General features: G+C 51.8%; 18 protein-coding genes. 3 read left to right on the top strand and 15 right to left on the bottom strand.

Going from position 1 to position 14,360, the window contains the following annotated elements; translation table 11 throughout:
• Nucleotides 1–219: 219 nt before the first annotated feature.
• From D568_RS0100225 to mutM, 5 genes are all read right to left on the bottom strand, one after another.
• Nucleotides 220–852 carry a hypothetical protein gene (locus tag D568_RS0100225; RefSeq protein WP_157497582.1) on the bottom strand — a complete coding sequence of 211 codons (633 nt, stop codon included), beginning with the start codon at nt 850–852 and terminating at the stop codon, nt 220–222.
• A gap of 253 nt (nt 853–1,105) precedes the next feature.
• Entirely contained in the window at nt 1,106–1,474 is a 369-nt protein-coding gene (locus D568_RS0100220; protein ID WP_020207532.1) for a hypothetical protein, read from the bottom strand.
• A complete protein-coding gene (locus tag D568_RS0100215) occupies nt 1,462–1,662 on the bottom strand; it encodes a hypothetical protein (protein ID WP_020207531.1) in 201 nt (66 codons plus the stop codon). Before D568_RS0100215 ends, D568_RS0100220 begins: the two co-directional genes overlap by 13 nt.
• Nucleotides 1,663–2,042: 380 nt before the next feature.
• On the bottom strand, nt 2,043–2,486 hold the full coding sequence (locus tag D568_RS0100210; RefSeq protein ID WP_020207530.1) for a DUF2059 domain-containing protein: 444 nt from the start codon (nt 2,484–2,486) through the stop codon (nt 2,043–2,045).
• 67 nt (nt 2,487–2,553) lie between these two features.
• Nucleotides 2,554–3,366, bottom strand: a complete 813-nt coding sequence (gene mutM, locus D568_RS0100205) for a bifunctional DNA-formamidopyrimidine glycosylase/DNA-(apurinic or apyrimidinic site) lyase (protein WP_020207529.1) — start codon at nt 3,364–3,366, stop codon at nt 2,554–2,556.
• Nucleotides 3,367–3,458: 92 nt separating this feature from the next.
• On the opposite strand from mutM, the gene D568_RS0100200 reads away from it, so the two are divergent.
• On the top strand, nt 3,459–5,453 hold the full coding sequence (locus tag D568_RS0100200; RefSeq protein ID WP_020207528.1) for a hydantoinase/oxoprolinase family protein: 1,995 nt from the start codon (nt 3,459–3,461) through the stop codon (nt 5,451–5,453).
• A gap of 12 nt (nt 5,454–5,465) precedes the next feature.
• Here the strand turns inward: D568_RS0100200 and D568_RS0100195 are convergent, their stop codons facing one another.
• On the bottom strand, nt 5,466–6,449 hold the full coding sequence (locus tag D568_RS0100195) for an alpha/beta hydrolase (protein ID WP_020207527.1): 984 nt from the start codon (nt 6,447–6,449) through the stop codon (nt 5,466–5,468).
• An 88-nt stretch (nt 6,450–6,537) separates the two neighbouring features.
• Here D568_RS0100195 and D568_RS0100190 point away from each other — a divergent pair, with 88 nt between their 5' ends.
• Both D568_RS0100190 and D568_RS0100185 read left to right on the top strand, forming a co-directional pair.
• A complete protein-coding gene (locus tag D568_RS0100190) occupies nt 6,538–7,254 on the top strand; it encodes an SIMPL domain-containing protein (protein ID WP_020207526.1) in 717 nt (238 codons plus the stop codon).
• Nucleotides 7,255–7,285: 31 nt separating this feature from the next.
• Complete coding sequence (locus D568_RS0100185; protein ID WP_020207525.1) at nt 7,286–7,729, top strand: MgtC/SapB family protein; 444 nt, start codon at nt 7,286–7,288, stop codon at nt 7,727–7,729.
• Here the strand turns inward: D568_RS0100185 and D568_RS0100180 are convergent.
• The 9 genes from D568_RS0100180 to D568_RS0100140 all read right to left on the bottom strand — a co-directional run bounded on the left by D568_RS0100180 (nt 7,714) and on the right by D568_RS0100140 (nt 14,162).
• Nucleotides 7,714–8,991 (bottom strand): glycosyltransferase, encoded by a 1,278-nt coding sequence (locus tag D568_RS0100180; protein ID WP_040516095.1) that lies wholly within the window; start codon nt 8,989–8,991, stop codon nt 7,714–7,716. The two genes, D568_RS0100185 and D568_RS0100180, sit on opposite strands and share 16 nt — an antisense overlap.
• Nucleotides 8,988–9,974, bottom strand: coding sequence for a lipid A deacylase LpxR family protein (locus D568_RS18700; protein WP_020207523.1), 987 nt, complete (start codon nt 9,972–9,974; stop codon nt 8,988–8,990). The genes D568_RS0100180 and D568_RS18700 overlap by 4 nt, the downstream gene beginning before the upstream one ends.
• Nucleotides 9,958–10,251 (bottom strand): DUF3144 domain-containing protein, encoded by a 294-nt coding sequence (locus D568_RS0100170; RefSeq protein ID WP_020207522.1) that lies wholly within the window; start codon nt 10,249–10,251, stop codon nt 9,958–9,960. The genes D568_RS18700 and D568_RS0100170 overlap by 17 nt, the downstream gene beginning before the upstream one ends.
• Nucleotides 10,252–10,259: 8 nt before the next feature.
• The gene (locus tag D568_RS0100165; RefSeq protein WP_020207521.1) at nt 10,260–10,649 is read right to left on the bottom strand and encodes a nuclear transport factor 2 family protein; all 390 of its coding nucleotides are present in this window, start codon (nt 10,647–10,649) and stop codon (nt 10,260–10,262) included.
• Nucleotides 10,650–10,934: 285 nt separating this feature from the next.
• The gene (locus D568_RS0100160) at nt 10,935–11,690 is read right to left on the bottom strand and encodes a hypothetical protein (protein WP_020207520.1); all 756 of its coding nucleotides are present in this window, start codon (nt 11,688–11,690) and stop codon (nt 10,935–10,937) included.
• Entirely contained in the window at nt 11,684–12,031 is a 348-nt protein-coding gene (locus tag D568_RS0100155; protein ID WP_020207519.1) for a hypothetical protein, read from the bottom strand. The genes D568_RS0100160 and D568_RS0100155 overlap by 7 nt, the downstream gene beginning before the upstream one ends.
• A 9-nt stretch (nt 12,032–12,040) precedes the next feature.
• Nucleotides 12,041–12,946: a hypothetical protein gene (locus D568_RS0100150; protein WP_020207518.1), complete on the bottom strand. Its 906-nt coding sequence runs from the start codon at nt 12,944–12,946 to the stop codon at nt 12,041–12,043.
• Nucleotides 12,943–13,803, bottom strand: a complete 861-nt coding sequence (locus D568_RS0100145) for an ABC transporter ATP-binding protein (RefSeq protein ID WP_020207517.1) — start codon at nt 13,801–13,803, stop codon at nt 12,943–12,945. The genes D568_RS0100150 and D568_RS0100145 overlap by 4 nt, the downstream gene beginning before the upstream one ends.
• Nucleotides 13,800–14,162, bottom strand: coding sequence for a GntR family transcriptional regulator (locus D568_RS0100140; RefSeq protein ID WP_020207516.1), 363 nt, complete (start codon nt 14,160–14,162; stop codon nt 13,800–13,802). Before D568_RS0100140 ends, D568_RS0100145 begins: the two co-directional genes overlap by 4 nt.
• Nucleotides 14,163–14,360 lie beyond the last annotated feature (198 nt).

The raw sequence follows: 14,360 nt of genomic DNA, 5'->3' as shown, positions 1-14,360 counted from the left end.
GCATTATCGCCCATTTCTCTTCTATGCTCTTCAATATTACGTTGGTACGACATAAGGTCATAGTTCCGAGGCGTATTGTCGAATTCATCCAAACCAAAGCTGCGTCTTTTTTCCTCGATTTCATCATAAATACTTAATGCACGCTCCTTTATGTAATTCTTTTCTTGTGAAGACAAGGTTACTGGACCATGCAACGTCTGATAACTGGATATTGTACTTTCAACCCCCCCTTATCATCGCCAGCTTACTTCCCCTAATACCGATAAAATTATCGTATGAAAGACTCGCCAACAACACTTCTTTTGGAGACATATCATCGGACACAACCTCAGCCAGAAAAGCTTCTTTAGCAAAAGGCAAAAACTCTCTGTCTCCATAGTATACCGCCATTTTTTGAAACCTTTCCGCTTCAGAATAGGAGTCCAAAATCATCTTATTTTCTTCGGCTATCTCTATAAACGACATCCCCCCAGATTTTTTAGCACTTGCCATCTCGTTCGCCTTTTCCGTAAAACGAACGCTAAGCTCCTTCATAGCAACAATGTCACCACCACGAGCCAGTTCATAAAGGCTATTTGTTTCATAGTGGACATATGGGTGAGAATCTCTATGGATCAGAAAATCAGAGTCTCTGTCTTGTGAAACTTCTACCACGTCTTGAATAGTATATTCTCCGTACCTTTTTGACTCAGAAAATACTTCAGATTTATCGACAGAATCTAAACCAGTATTTTGTACTGACTTATCTATGCTATCAGTCCCAACCAAAACCCGAGACTTCTGATCAACGGGTGAAACCACCCCATCAGGTTTATGGCCTGCAAAATATAAGAAGGCAGACACCAACAGCAATAACGTAAGACCTCCCTAAATTACTCTTCTCATATAACTTAGTCCCAAGTCTTGCTAGTTCCAGAACACGCAATTCTATCTTTTTGAACCGCTTTATTCCTGCCAGCTTCACACTTTTGCAAATATAAATTCTCATGTCGAATCAGTGTATCTGTGCATACAGTGTAGTAATCTGTACTCTCACTAAAGGATACTTCTATATTGAAAACCTCTCTTATTACTACACCTCCAGACACGCTCCAATTAACTGAATTCAAACCATTGCATACGTATTGAGATTCAACAGACAACTCAAATGTTTTATTCCTACAACCATGATAAGCAGACTCAAGTTCATATGCCTTTTCACCACAGTAGTTTCCCCTTTTTTGTGCAACCCATGACTCTTGACTCCTATACTGTCCTGTGCCCCACCGTACATTGATGCAATACCTTGTTTATCGTAACCTAAGTGATTTAAGAAAAAGTAATGGGAAGCAGGTATTCTGCCCCCTTTAACCAAAATAGTTTCCATTGATCTCGCTGACACACTTATAAGCATCATGGCTACTAAAAATAATACTGTTTGTAATTTCATAACGACTTTACCCTGATTAATTTTATTAACTTCTACCAACTCCACACTGAACTGGTTCCTTCGCAGGCCAGAAAATCAGCCTGAATAGATGTCTCTTTAGTGGATTCACACTGATGCAGTTCCGAAACATTCGCAGCATTTCTTTTACATGAATGGTAGATTTGAAAAATTTGTCCGGCTTTTTTGACCACAGACATGAGCACGCTGCCTTCCACATAAGCTTCGTGGCTCATCGTGGATCCAGAGCTTCCGCACATGTTCGCAATAGCTAAATCACTATTACTTTAACCTGAAAGGAAATCGTAATTGGAAGAGAAAAGAGGGAAGACTTACCCCACGAACTACTATGGCATCTATCGCTAAGCTAGGGATCGAAATCAGAAATAAAATTAAGAATGCAAAATTGAGTTTTATTTTCATAACAATCATCCTTTGTTAATTATTGTTAAATCCAAGGACGATAAAATATCAAAAAAAATAACTGTCACAAATACCATTAAGCAATAAGCTTTAAATTTTTTACTCCATCGACGATCAATCAATTTATCATATTTCAGATTAAATTTTCTTTTTAAAGAACAACATCCCTGTCACTCTTCATGTTAATTTAATATCACTCTGCGGCTTCTGCCTCGCCTTCCGCCTTGGCCTCTTCCAGCATTTGCATCAACTCAGCTTGATGCTCTTGAGCGATGCGCATACCCACCTGGCTGCCTTCCTGAAACAATTGCGGCATCACTTCAATGGATTTTTCGCCCACCGGGCTGCTGTAAAACTCGATTAATTTTTCAATCTCTTCGTCGTTAAAATACTTTCGGTAAATTTCAGCCATGTCGCCTTTCATGGCGTCCCAGGTAAAGTATTTTTCGGACCATTCGCCAATGACTTCCTGATACGGCGCCAGTGCAGGGTTGGCCTGAACCATCATGCTCACCATCTGGCCCGACATTTGATTTATCTGATCTTTGCTGCCAATTAAATCCATGAGTTCGTAGACTGGCTCGGCTTGGGCACCGCTGCAGATGACCAGAGCGGCAGTTGCGAGTAGTTTTTTCATCGTCCTTTTCCTTATTTAAAGTGAGTGCAATGTTATAGCACAAAATAGATACTGATTTCTGCTAGCGTTAACTCTGACAAACCGTACAGTACACAGTAGCACGCTGACCAAGCTGAACTTCTTTTAGTGGCTTGCGACACACCGCACAAGGCTGCCCCCCGCGACCATACACCATCAACTGCTGTTTAAAATAACCAGGCTTACCATCGCCCCCCACAAAATCTCGCAGGGTCGTGCCGCCTTGCTCTATGGAGCGCTGCAGCACGAACTGAATTTTCTCCCACAGCAGCGCGCAATTGTTGCGCGTTAAGCTACCTGCTTTGCGGATGGGCTTGATGCCTGCCATAAACAGCGCCTCGTTGGCGTAAATGTTTCCCACCCCCACCACGACTTTACTGTCCATTAGAAACTGCTTAACCGATTGCTTGCGCTTGCGTGAGCGGGCGAACAGATAAGCGGGATTAAACGCGTCGCTCAGAGGTTCGGGCCCCAAACTGGCCAGTAACGGATGAGAGTAGGGGTCGGCCGGATGCCAGAGAATAGAGCCAAACCGACGCGGGTCGTGATAACGCAGCACCGCACCTGTGAATTCAATGTCCACATGATCGTGCAACTCTGGCGGCGTATTGGGCGGCACAATACGTAAACTGCCGGACATACCCAAATGCACCAGCAAAACACCATGGTGGTAGCCGAGCAGCAAATATTTGCCCCGACGGCCGACCGTCTGCAGCTTTTTGCCCGTCAAAATATCATCCAGCTGATCGGTTACGGGCCAACGCAGACTGGGTTGACGCACGCACACCTTGCGGACTTTCTTGCCGCTAATGTGCGGCTCAATACCGCGCCTGGTGGTTTCAACTTCGGGTAGCTCTGGCATAGGTCGCTCACACAAAAAGCGCTATTGTAGCCCCTGTCCCTTGTCTTTGCTGGCGCTTACAATGGTGCCATTAATTACAGCGAGTGAGACACATGTTACTGGGCGTAGATACAGGCGGCACTTTTACGGATTTTGTTTTACTGCATAAAGGGCAGCTGCAGGTACACAAACGCCTCTCAACACCCGACGCACCGGAGCGCGCCATTTTAGAGGGTATCGCCGCCATGGGGCTCAGCGACGCAGCCCGTGCAGGCGAACTCACCATTGTTCACGGTAGCACCGTGGCCACCAATGCCGCGCTGGAGCGCAAGGGTGTGCCGACGCTGTATGTGGCTAACAAAGGCCTTGCGGATGTGCTGAGCATCGGCAGGCAGACACGCGATGAACTGTACAACCTTACCCCGGCTCCACGCAGCAATCCGGTAGCGCGGGAGGATTGCCTTGAGGTAAGCGCCCGCCTCGCGGCGGATGGCACGCGGGTAAGCGACCTAAGCAATGAGGATATCTCAGCTCTGCAGCGGGCTATCGCCGAGCGCAAACCCGCCGCCGTGGCGATTAACTTGCTTTACTCGTTTATCAACGACGAAGACGAAAAGACCCTTGAGGCCGCCTGCCCAGCCGATGTTTTTGTCAGCCGATCGTCCTTCGTATTACCAGAATATGGTGAGTACGAGCGGGGCATGGCCACCTGGCTCAACGCCTATTTAGGCCCCAAAGTGCAGGGCTACTTAAACCGCCTGGCCTCAGGCGTAGCGCCTAGCCCCTTGGGTGTTATGCAGTCGTCCGGTGGTACGATTGATGCCGCTCAGGCCGCCAACCGAGCGGTTAATTTACTGCTGTCCGGGCCGGCCGGCGGACTGGCGGCCGCCAAGTTTTTTGCCGAAACGCTGGGCACACCAGATCAACCGGAAAAGCTGCTCACCTTCGATATGGGCGGCACCTCTACCGATGTCGCCATGATTGACGGCGAGCTGAAGCTGACCAACCAAGGCAAACTGGGCCCCTACCCTGTGGCTGTACCCATGGTGGACATGCACACCATCGGCGCCGGTGGCGGGTCTATTGCACAGGTTGATGCCGGTGGCTTGCTGCAGGTGGGCCCTGAGTCTGCAGGCGCCACCCCTGGTCCGGCCTGCTACGGCCAGGGCGGCACCCAGGTTACCGTGACCGATGCGAATGCTTACCTTGGTCGGCTGCACCCGGATTACTTTCTGGGCGGCGCTATGGCGCTGGATACGGAGTCGGCCACCCAGGCTATCGAAGCACTGGCGAAGCAACTGGGGCTTAGCCCGAATGAAGCAGCGCTTGGCGTAATTCGCCTGGCCAATGAACACATGGCGGCGGCCCTCAGAGTCATTTCGGTACAGCGCGGCTACAACCCGGCAGACTTTCGTTTGTGCTGCTTTGGCGGCGCTGGCGGCCTGCACGTGTGCGCTTTAGCCGAAAGCCTGGGTATGTCACGTGCGTTGGTTCCCGTTCACGGCGGCGTTCTGTCTGCGCTGGGAATGCTTGTAGCCAACCCCGAACGGCAGCTGTCGCGCTCATTGCAACGCCCACTGGAGGATTGCAGCGAAACCGAGTTGGCCCGGGAATTTACAGCGTTGGTCAGCGACGGCACGCAGCAACTTACCGCTGAGGGCGTCGCCAGCGAGGCAATATCCGCTGAGCTCAGTTTGGATTTACGCTATCAGGGCCAGAGCTTTAGCTTAACGATTCCCTACCAAGACCCAGCCAGCGCGGCCGATGCGTTTCACAGCGCGCACGCTCATCGTTATGGCCACCGTTTGGGTATTGGCATTGAGTTGGTCAACCTGCGGGTAAGCTGCAAGGCGCCTGGCCACAAGGTGCAGCTGCCGCGACACAACGGCAGTACCGCTAAAGCACTGCAAACCCTGGACTTACCCGAGATTGGCGAAACACCGGTGTACCAGCGCGAGGCACTGCCGGCCGGCACGCGGCTGCAAGGTCCGGCGTTAATTTGCGAAACCGTATCAACCACCCTGGTGGCACCGGGCTGGGAGGTGGAAGTAGACCCGGTGGGCAATTTGTTATTAGGGCCCGCTGCAGCCGGGATAAAAACTAACTAGGGCCTGTTGGCTCTATGGCATCAGCTTTTCAGGCCGACTGACCTGACCCAGCCAGTGAAACATAGTGTTAATAACTTGCTCTCGTACCGGCTGGGGCGAGAGAATTAAATCGTGCATCCCGCCTTCAATCTCTACCAGGCTCACGTTGCTCCCCAGTCCAGGCCCGTAGCGGCGCATATGGTCAACATCCAGTACCACATCGGCGCTCATTAAATCGTCGGTCCAGGCACGGGGCAGTTTTAACGAGCGCGCCGAGTGCAACACCAACACCGGGCACTCAATATTGAGTCCCGCTCGCAGCTGCCGCTGGGCCAGCGTAACCGCGCGTATCCACCCCAGGTAAATAGGAAAACCCACCACCGGCTTGAGCGTCAGATTGTAATCCCACTCGCCGCGATACCCCATGTAAATACTCTGGCCATACAGGGATGGCATACCGTGGTGATAACACCACCCGGGAAACACTCGCCCCAGCATCACAAGGCCGTTTAACAACACCCGGTGTAAACCGCTAAAGGCAAAGTCAAAAAACGGGCTGTTTAACATCAAGCCGTCCAGCAGCTCTCGCTGTGCACCGCGATCGGCGTACAGTGAACTGATCAACCCACCGGTGGAATGGGCGTTAATAACTAACCGTTCAACCCCGGTCGCCTTAATACGCCGCAAAGTCTCATCGATTTCGGCAAAATAATCCTCAATACGCCGACAATAATTGGCTCGCTCTCCGGTTCGGATTGACCGGCCGTAACCGTGTAAATCCAGCGCATAGAAGGCACAACCTTCGTCCACACAAGCGCGCGCTAGATGGGTCTGAAAAAAGTAATCGGTAAAGCCGTGTAAGTAGAGTATCGCGGTTTTCGCCTGAATGGGGTTATCGCTGGCACGGACTAAGGTCGCCTGAAAACGCTGCCCGCCTGACTCAACACTAACCGGCTGCACCTCGTAGCCTTCTAGCTCCGCATCCGGTTTCCAGACCATATCCTTATCACTGCTCACAACGTTCTCCCACTTATTCAGATCATAGCCGGGTTCGACTCATAGCAGTATAGTAGCCAGGTCATTCCCACTTTACAGGTATCATGCCATGGAAAGATGTCAGCTTCGCAACGCTTTGGCGTTGGGTTTGTGTGCCATTATCGCTTTTGCTTTGTTAGGTTATTTTTTGCGCGACGCCGCCATTGCGGTGAAAGAGTACGAGCGCACCGTCACGGCCAAGGGCCTTGCCGAACGCGAAGTGCCCGCCGACATTGTAATCTGGCCTGTCAGCTTTACCTTGGCCAGCAACAGTCTGGATGAGCTGTACGCCAGCCTTGAGAAAAACACCCAGGCCGTGCGCAACTATTTACTGGCAGGTGGTATTCTCGCCACCGACATCAGCGCCAACGCCCCCGTGATTACCGACAAGTCGGCGCAATCTTACGGCGGCCCCGACGCCCCTTTTCGCTACGTAGCCACTGCCGTGGTGACGGTGTACAGCCACGATATAAAAACGGTACGCAACGCCATGCAGGGTCTGGCTGAACTGGGAAAACAAGGCATTGTTCTAACGGCGGGTAATTACGACTCGCAAACCCAATACTTGTTTACCGGTTTAAACGATATCAAGCCCGCCATGATCGAACAGGCCACGCTCAACGCCCGAGAAGTGGCCAGTAAATTCGCCGCCGATTCCGGCAGCCGCCTGGGTAAAATTAAGCGCGCGTCACAAGGGCAGTTCAGCATCAACCCGCGTGATGCCAATAACCCTCATATAAAAAATGTGCGCGTGGTCTCTACCGTCGAATATTATTTGGCCGACTAAGCGTTGGCCCACGAATTAAAAAGGAACCGCCATGGAATTTGATTTAAGTTTTCAAGAGGTTATTACCCACTTGTTGCAACTGGGCATTGCATTGATTTTGGCGCTGCCTATGGCCGTTAATCGTGAGCACCGCGCTCAAGGGGCGGGCTTGCGCACATTCCCGCTGGTGGCTATTGCCTCTTGCGCTTATATGCTGGTGGGCATGCAGGTTTACGATAGCGGTGCGGCCGAAGCCCGTGTCATGTACGGCATTATTACCGGCATTGGCTTTATTGGCGGCGGCGCTATTTTAAAAAACAACAACCAAACCATAGGCACGGCCACTGCCGCCAGCATTTGGAACACCGGGGCCATTGGCATCGCAGTAGCCTACAGTCGTTATGAAATTGCCCTGGTATTGGCGGTGACAAATTTTGTTATTTTGCAATTTGCCACCCCCTTAAAAAAGAACGACACCGATCAATCGGATAACTGAACCCGGCTTTTCACTTCAATCCAACGCGACATGAATTCAGTACTGCGCGCTGCGTGGTACTGAAACATCGCGCCTAAAAAATTGTCGCGCCGATGCCGTACAAGATCACCCCGTAATTGACTTAAATGCGCAAGCCATAATGGTGAGAGCCGCTCGCGCAGGTAATGTGCCCGCAATAGCTTTTCAGCCTGCTGCGAAGCGGTTTTCCAGCTGGGCTCTTGACTATAAAGTTGTGCAGCGTATTGGGCAAAATCACTTGCCGAATTCGCAACAGCCCCTGGCCATGGCTCATCGCCCGCCATCGCCTCACTGGCAATAGCTGTGGCAACGCTAGGGGTTGCTGTTAGCATGGCATCCATTAGTTTACCTTTTATGCCCGCACCGAACCGCAGCGGTGCCAAAAGAACCCGCGCATTGGCCACCACCTGCAGGGCATCGTCGGCCCAGCCTTTAACAAAAAACTTCTCTTTGGGATTGGTTAGCTGTGTCGCTTTTTTAGGAGGGTAAGAGCCATAAATATGCAGTTCAGCGCCCGGTACCTTAGTACGCAGCAACGGCCAGATGCTTTGCTTCAACCACAATACCGCATCCCAATTGGGCGCGTGACGGAAATTACCGATAGTGACAAAGTGTTGCCTGTGAGAGTAATCCGGCCACTCGTTGTGCGGCGGCTCTACCATAAAAGGCAGATGATAAAGAAGTTGCGAGGGTACAGAAAAATACTCCTGCAATAACGATATTTCCTTATCGGATATCATCAAGGTTAGATCACAGCGAAAAATAGCCGCCACTTCGCGTAGGATCATGTCGCTCTGTCGCATTGCGCCAAACAGATCCGCATCATTCGCCAATACTGGCCCTACATCGCCCCCTTTTTTTAACTGGGCTTTTAATAAGGCTTCGCGCGCAGCTCGCAAGCTGTGTAAGTCTTCGGTGTCTAAAATGCGCAAGGCATCGGGGCAGGTGTTCGCAACACGCCAACCGAACTGTTCTTCGGTGACAAAACGATCAAAGATAACCACAGCGGGGTTTAACTGTGCCACAAACTCATCAAAACTACTGCAATTAAGTTGAACCTGATGGGCCGTTACATCAACACTTGCCAAATCCAGCTGATGCTCGCTGAGAGCCGCGGCGCAGGCGAAATGAACTTCGTAGCCAGCCCTGCGCAAACTCGCCAGCAACTGCGCAATGCGCAAGCCCGCCGCGGATGAATTAGGCTCGGGCCACACATAGCCCACAATCAACGCGCGCTCCTTCACAAGCGCCACGCGACACTGATCGCGCCAAAAGAATCGCGCGAGCTTTTATTCACATCCAAAGCGGTACCCGTTTTGTAACTTAACGCCAGGCTTATATTGTCCCAGCTATAACTAAACCCCAGGGTGCCGCTTAATTGTTCGTGCTCTAAATCGGAAGAGGGGCTATCACGGTAAGTGTTGCCGTTAATCAAAATATTGTTGAACACGTAATCGACTTCCAGCCCACCGTACACGTACCAGCCACCTTCCACCGCCAGCGGCATACTGATACGGCCAAAATGCAGCGCGGTTGTGGCAAAGCTTTTCTCTAAGCCCTGGCCAATTCGGACAATGGCTCCCCCACCCACCGTGCTTTCCAGATTCCCGACCCCAGCCTGGGCAAGCAGCACGGAATCAATACGCTCGTGTAACGCAAAGCGCCATACAGCCGTGCGCTCCAGCTGAAATAAAAATTCATTTCCCAGTTGATAGTCCCAGCCCTGTGGCTTATCGGAGCCGGTAATTTTGTGCACCAACTCTTGGGATTTTTCCGCACCGGACGCGGGCCCCACAATGCCGATCGTGGTACTGACCATATCGGCAAAGTCTTTTTCGACAATGGCGTGACTTGAGCGGTAAATCAACAGCCCGGCATAAGGCGCATCCTTGGGGTCGGGCACCGGGCGACTGATGTCTTTTGGCGTACTCATGCCCTGCCCCAGAGAACGCTCACTAAACATTACCGCATCCGCAGAGGGCTGCAACATCCACTGCAGAGGCTTGGCCAGTAATGGCACTTTGTAGGGCTCATCACCCTGGTCGGATAAATCGTAAAGGGACAAAAACAAACCGTTGGTATACCCGCCGCCGTCTGTGCCCGTAAAAAAGTCGTTTTGCCAAACGGTTCCGGCCCAGTCGAACGCCTGGACATGTACCGCCGGCACAGTGCTCAGCAAACCTGCAGCGAGCACGCTGACAGGGCGGTGGTTATTCGTCTTCGTCACTGCGCATATACACCTTGTAGTTTTCCCGGTAATCCTCAAGGTTGTCACGCAGTATGTCCCGATACTGGTTGGTGAGATAGCGCAGTGAAGGCTCGATTTCTTCGGTGTATTCTTTCTTATCAACCGATGCGCCAGCAACGGTGAACGCATTAAATCGCGCCGCCGCCTGCAGCAATGCCGCACTTACCATACTCGGGTCGGCGTCATCACAGCGCGCATTAGCACGCTCGATAAACTCGTCCACTAAATTCCAAAATAACTCGTCGTTATCGCTCAAGGTTAGCCTCAATTCATAAAGGTCATGCGGCGAATCAGGCCGCTTTGAAATTGGTATATTTTAATCACATCCATCTGCTGGCGCGCGCCTTTTACTTTATAGGTGGCGCGCTCTAAGGTAATGACTTTATCGTTTAGCTCTATGAGTTTTACAATTTCGCTGGTGGGTTTGTGCTGTGCGAAGGTGCGGCTGGTGGCCTGAATAAGGGCGCCCTTGCCCGCTGTCATAGGCGAGTCTGGAAAGTTATACACTTCGATATCATCGTGAAAATAACTGGCGTACTTTTCCGGGTCGTGTAAATTGTAGGCGGCCACCTGATCCTCTACCTGTATTGAGTGCTGCGCCACTGCCCAGCCACTGATCAGACTCAATACCACCGCAATGCACCATCGTTTCATATTTTCACCCCTTCCATTAACCTGACATGACTCTCTGTCACCCGGACTGATTTTAATGCCGCGCGCAAATACCTGGCGTGGATGTGCTCACATCTGTCGATGTGCGCAACTATAATAGCGCGAACTCTCTATTTTTTAGCGTGAGCTTCCAGTGGGTTTCACAGGCTCGCATCGGCCAGGACCGACGGCGTAGATTCCTGTAGCAAGATAGTAACCAGGCTGCCCCAAGCGCCGGGCTAATCGACGCTTGCGAAAGTGTAGCGCAAGCGCGCTAGGCGGCAAAATTTATTGAGATTGGGATAAGCTGCGCTGAATTTCCCTTTCAAAACGCTCCCCCGCGCCATAACTCAGGTGGTAGTAGCGGTCGGTGAGCGCCACCAGGGTGTTATTGATTTCGCCGTAACGCCTTTGCGACTCGGTTTCTACATGGAAGCTGATAAAAATAAACGCCCGGCCCGAGGCATCCACGCGGCTACTGCTGGCCAAGGGCACGCCCTCGCTGTTGATCCAAACCGAGTAAATGCCCTCGTAGGATTTCACGTATTTGCGCTGACGCTTACTCAGGCGGCTTTCAGGAAGGCTGAAATCCAGGCGTTGTACCGTTTGTCCGTCTAACTCATCGTCTTCTACGCCTAGGTATTCCCCTTCACCCATGACTCGACGAATTTGATCGGCAGCGCGCACCGCCGCTCGAACCGGCAGTGCCGAAAGCTCGTGCACCCCTTCAATGGCAGGCGTGGGCGCATCGACATCGTCCAGGCGAGCCTGCTCTTCGGCATCAATTTGCTTAAGCAGACTTTCGCTGTAGGCGATATGCAAATGCTCCCCGGTGTCGTGCACGCTGACTGTAGCGAAGCCTTCACGGGTCAGTTTGTCATCACCCTTACCGTTTGACTCCACCACTTTTGCGCTGACCTCATACCGCCCTTGCGCTGGCTGGCTTAACCGCAAAAGGGCGTTGGTTAGATCATCTAAGGGTTCTGCTTGTACCGCCGTCGTGACGAAAGCTAACGCAATACCGCTCAATGCTCTTGTTACCATTTACGAAACTCCCTGATCGCCAAAAGGATAATACCCAAAGCGAACACCAAGCTGAGCTGAGCACCGCGCAGCAGAACTACATCCGCCGATGTGCGCCAGCTGGTCGCTTCCAACTCCACCTCGGCAGAGGAAAAACTGACCTGGCTTAGCAGTTGCCCGAGCCATTGTTGCAGTACTGACCACCACTCGGAGCCCAAGTTTCGCCCATCCCACCGCCACACGTCTGCCTCGACAAGGTCAGCTATATCCACAGCCCAGATCGGCGAGTACGCTTCGGCCATTGAGCTGATCGGTACAAACATCGTCAAAAGCAATACTACCCGCAACACTGAGCGCTTCACCTCGCCCTCCTAAATTTCAAAACGTCGGTTGCGCAGAAATACCGCCATCCACAGGGCCCCAGCGGCCACCATCCACCCCACATACAAACCGGGGCGGGTAAACAACTCACCTATTGCAGCACTAAAGCGTTGCGGTTCGCTCGACCCTTCGAGCCCATCGATCGCAAAACCACTCAGATAATCGCCCAGCCCGCTGAGCACAATGCTTTGGCCTAACAGCAAATTCTCGATAAACCACACCACCAGCAACAACAACAGTAAATTCCCCAGGGGGTGCTTTTTACTCCAGGCCGAAAACAACAACAGCACACTAAACAGCGGCAGCCCCCACAGCGCTGCCAAGAGTAAATAAACAAAGCTGGTCGCCCCCACCGCCACCGCATCCATGGCGGACCACAGAGAGAAGGCATCCAAAGACAATGACGTCGTGCCCAGCACCACCGTAAGAGTGCTGAACACCAGCGTGGTAATGAACGCGGCCAACCAATACATCAAGGGAATGGCCAAGACCGCAATGAATAATTTGGCCGTCACCACCACCCATTCCGACACGGGCATAGATTTGAAAAACAGCACACTGCGGTCCTGCCTGTCGGTCAGCAGTGCGGCCAAGCTGTAGCTGAACATATTGATCAACGCGACCACGGTAAAAATCAGGTAAATGATGTACTGGACGTGCGCCAGCTTTTCAAGAATATTGGGGCCGTCAGCGCTGTTGTTCGTCGCCACCTCTTTTTTCCACGGCAAATCAATATCAACATTCATATCCATCGATATATCAGCGTGCTGAAACAGTGAATAGGTGGACATCACCGAAAATAAAATAATAAAAACCGCCAGCCAAAACGGCACCTTTAGCAGATGCCCCGGGTTCTCCCAATACTCGCGACGCAATTGCGCAATCACCCGGTTCATGCCACACCTCCCTGTGTCGCTTTGGCGACAAACACCTCGGCCAAAGAGGCGCGAGCAATACTGCCCAGCGGCTCCAATCTCGAGCGCTCAACGCCATCAAATAAATACTGCTTAGTGCCCAGCGTCTTAATTTCGCCAATGGGGCCGAGCGCCTGTGCTTGGTCCAGTTTGTCACTATTAACCGACACCTTGGTAAAGCGCGCCTCAAAATCGTCCACGGTACTATTAAGCACAATGTCGCCGGCGACAATAAACATCACATCGGTCAGCAGGTGCTCAATTTCTTCCACCTGATGGGTGGTGATAACAATGGTTTTCCCCTCGTCGTAGTAATCATTCAACAGGGCATCGTAAAAGGTGCGCCGATACAGTAAATCCAACCCCAAGGTGGGCTCATCAAGCACCAGCAGTTTGGCATCGATGGCCATAACCAGCGCCAGATGCAGCTGCGTCACCATGCCCTTGGACAAACTGCGAATCCGGCTGGATAAAGACACAGACGTTTTTGCCAGAAAATCCCGCGCCCTGGCTTCGTTAAAATTGGGGTGCACATCCGCTACGTAGCGCAGCGTCTGCTTCACCGTCATCCAGCGTGGCAGTGTTGCCGTATCGGCAATAAAACACACCTGCTCCAGCATTTTGGCTCGCTCACGCCGGGGGTCAAAGCCCAGAACGTCAATCTCCCCGTCAGCCACACAAAGGCCCAGTAGCGATTGCAGCAAGGTGGTTTTACCCGCACCGTTGGGGCCGATGAGCCCTACAATTTTGCCGCTGCCAATGTCCAAATCCACTTGGTTAAGCACCCGCTTCTTACCGAAACGTTTGCTGAGTCCCGCTGTTTTTATGACCCGGTTCACGACTCCTCCTTCAGGTTTTTAATGGCTTGCACCAAGGTGTTTTTATCCATTCCCAAACGCTTTGCCTGTGCCACCAGCTCAGGCAGTTGTTGCAAAAACACATCTCGCTCGCGTTCACGTAAATGTTCATCCGCGCCCTCGCAAACAAACATCCCCAGGCCGCGGCGTTTTTCGACCAACTGCTCATCCACCAACGCCTGGTATGCCTTGGCGACGGTGAGATGATTAATTTGGTAATCCGCCGATACCTGTCGCACCGATGGCAGGGCTTCGCCTGGGGCAATATCCCCGGCGACAATCGACGCCACCATACGCTGGTACAGTTGCCGGTAAATGGGCTGGTCATCGCGCCACTGCATGCAAACTCCGCTCAAATAAAAATATACTGTTATATTTGACTATAACACCATATCAGGACATGGCAAGTCAGATCATGGCAAGAATGAGAATGTGGCCGTGCGCAAAAGACACAGAATGCAGAGGAATTCAAGACTGTAATAGGTCGCGGATTTGCGCATAATGCGCTGGGGCCTGACTCCATAAGCCCTAAGACCGCT

Source organism: Gilvimarinus chinensis DSM 19667 (genome assembly GCF_000377745.1).
GTDB classification, from domain to species: domain Bacteria; phylum Pseudomonadota; class Gammaproteobacteria; order Pseudomonadales; family Cellvibrionaceae; genus Gilvimarinus; species Gilvimarinus chinensis.
The sequence above is the reverse complement of the archived record's forward strand: the minus strand, read 5'-3'. Positions and strand labels throughout refer to the sequence as shown.